This is a genomic window from Pseudomonas sp. 2VD, from assembly GCF_005503585.1.
Lineage (GTDB): Bacteria > Pseudomonadota > Gammaproteobacteria > Pseudomonadales > Pseudomonadaceae > Pseudomonas > Pseudomonas aeruginosa.
In genome coordinates this window covers 1-2,217 of the sequence record NZ_SCND01000580.1, presented here as the reverse complement: position 1 = coordinate 2,217, position 2,217 = coordinate 1, and the positions used below count along the sequence as shown (strand labels likewise).

The following is a 2,217-nucleotide window of genomic DNA, read 5'->3' as shown; positions in this document are numbered from 1 at the left end:
GGTGGGGGGAGGGGTCAGTTGCTGCCCTGGTTGTGCGACAGGTTGTAGATGTAGGCGGCCAGGATGTGCACCTTTTCCTTGCCCAGGTAGGGCTCCTGGGCCGGCATCTGGCCCTGGCGGCCATGGCGGATGGTTTGTTGGAGCTGGGCGTAGCTGGAGCCGTAGATGAACGCGCCGGGGTTGGTCAGGTTCGGCGCGCCGACCAGGGCGGTACCCTTGCCTTCCGGGCCGTGGCAGGCGACGCAGTTGACCGAGAAGATCTGCTTGCCGGCCTCGACGTCGGCCTTGGTGCCTTCCGGCAGCTTCAGCCCGGCGAGTTCGGTGCGGACGTAGGCGGCGACGTTCTTCACCCCGTCTTCGCCGAGGATGTCGCCCCAGGCCGCCATGATCGCGTGGCGACCGCCGAGGATGGTGGTCTCGATGCTCTGCGGGTCACCGCCCCAGCGCCACTCGTTGTCGGCCAGGTTGGGGAAGCCGAGGGCGCCCTTGGCGTCGGAACCGTGGCAGATCGAGCAGTAGGTGGCGAACATGCGGCTGCCCATCTTCATGGCGTGCTCGTCCTTGGCCACTTCCTCGATGGGCATGGCGGCGTACTTGGCGAAGATCGGCCCATACTTCTCCTGGGCGATGTTCATCTCGCGTTCCCACTGCTTGTCCTGGGTCCAGCCGCCCTCGTAGCCCGGCAGCACGCCTTTCCAGTTACCCAGGCCCGGGTACAGGACCAGGTAGCCGACGGAGAAGACGATGGTGCCGATGTACAGCATGAACCACCACTTCGGCAGCGGGTTGTCATACTCCTCGATGCCGTCGTAGGAGTGGCCCATGGTCTTTTCGGTAGTACCCTTGGCCTCGCCCTTGCGGGTGGCGAAGACCAGCCAGAGCAGGGCGATCAAGGTACCGACGGTAAGAGCTGTGATGTACAGACTCCAGAAGGTGGTCATTCTTTGTTACTCCTAGAAGCTTGCTCGACGTGCTTTTTGGCTTCGGGATCGTCTGCGAAGGGCAGCATCGTCGCTTCGTCGAAGCTCTTCTTGCGTTTGCCGCTGTAGGCCCAGATCACCAGACCGATGAAGGCGACCATGATCAGCAGCGTGCCGAGTCCTCGTAGCGTCCCGATATCCATTGCCGTCACCGTTTGTTCTTGATCGAGGTGCCGAGCACCTGCAGGTAGGCGACCACGGCGTCCATTTCGGTCTTGCCTTTCAGCGAGTCCTTGGCGCCCTTGATGTCTTCGTCGGTATAGGGCACGCCGAGGGTGCGCATCACTTCGAGCTTCTTCTCGATGTCCTTGCCGTCGAGCTTGTTCTCCACCAGCCACGGGTAGGCCGGCATCTTCGACTCGGGCACCACGTTGCGCGGGTTGAACAGGTGCGCGCGGTGCCAGTCGTCGGAGTAGCGGCTACCGACGCGGGCCAGGTCCGGACCGGTACGCTTGGAACCCCACAGGAACGGGTGGTCCCAGACGCTCTCGCCGGCCACCGAGTAGTGGCCGTAGCGTTCGGTTTCGGCGCGGAACGGACGGATCATCTGCGAGTGGCAGCCGACGCAGCCTTCGCGGATATAGATGTCGCGGCCTTCCAGTTGCAGCGCGGTGTAGGGCTTCATGCCTTCGACCGGGGTGTTGGTCACGTCCTGGAAGAACAGCGGCACGATCTGGGTCAGGCCGCCGATGCTCACGGCCACGGCCATGCATAGCGCCAGCAGGCCGACGTTCTTCTCGAGTATTTCGTGTTTCATGCTCGGCTCCTCAGGCGATCTGTGCGGCGGCTTCGTATTCGGCCGGCTTGGCGGCACTGACGGTGCGCCAGGTGTTGTAGGCCATCAGGAACATGCCGAGCAGGAAGATGAAACCGCCGAGCATGCGCACGATGAAGCCGGGGTGGCCGGCGGCCAGCGCTTCGACGAAGGAGTAGGTCAGGGTGCCGTCCTCGTTGACCGCGCGCCACATCAGGCCCTGGGTGATGCCGTTGACCCACATCGAGGCGATGTAAAGCACGGTACCGATGGTGGCCAGCCAGAAGTGCGCGTTGATCAGGCCCAGGCTGTACATCTTCTCGCGGCCGAAGACCTTCGGGATCAGGTGGTAGAGCGAGCCGATGGAAACCATCGCGACCCAGCCGAGGGCGCCGGCGTGTACGTGGCCGATGGTCCAGTCGGTGTAGTGGGAGAGGGCGTTGACGGTCTTGATCGCCATCATCGGGCCTTCGAAGGTGGACA

4 protein-coding genes are annotated in these 2,217 nt (G+C 63.6%); all 4 read right to left on the bottom strand.

What is annotated here, in order from left to right:
• Positions 1–14: 14 nt before the first annotated feature.
• Positions 15–941, bottom strand: coding sequence for a cytochrome-c oxidase, cbb3-type subunit III (gene ccoP / locus FFS27_RS31980; protein WP_003087308.1), 927 nt, complete (start codon positions 939–941; stop codon positions 15–17).
• The gene (locus FFS27_RS31975) at positions 938–1,123 is read right to left on the bottom strand and encodes a CcoQ/FixQ family Cbb3-type cytochrome c oxidase assembly chaperone (protein WP_003087314.1); all 186 of its coding nucleotides are present in this window, start codon (positions 1,121–1,123) and stop codon (positions 938–940) included. Before FFS27_RS31975 ends, ccoP begins: the two co-directional genes overlap by 4 nt.
• Before the next feature lie 5 nt (positions 1,124–1,128).
• Positions 1,129–1,737 carry a cytochrome-c oxidase, cbb3-type subunit II gene (ccoO, locus tag FFS27_RS31970; protein ID WP_003087318.1) on the bottom strand — a complete coding sequence of 203 codons (609 nt, stop codon included), beginning with the start codon at positions 1,735–1,737 and terminating at the stop codon, positions 1,129–1,131.
• A gap of 10 nt (positions 1,738–1,747) precedes the next feature.
• On the bottom strand, positions 1,748–2,217 hold a 470-nt coding region (locus FFS27_RS31965; protein ID WP_171019278.1), incomplete at its 5' end, for a cbb3-type cytochrome c oxidase subunit I.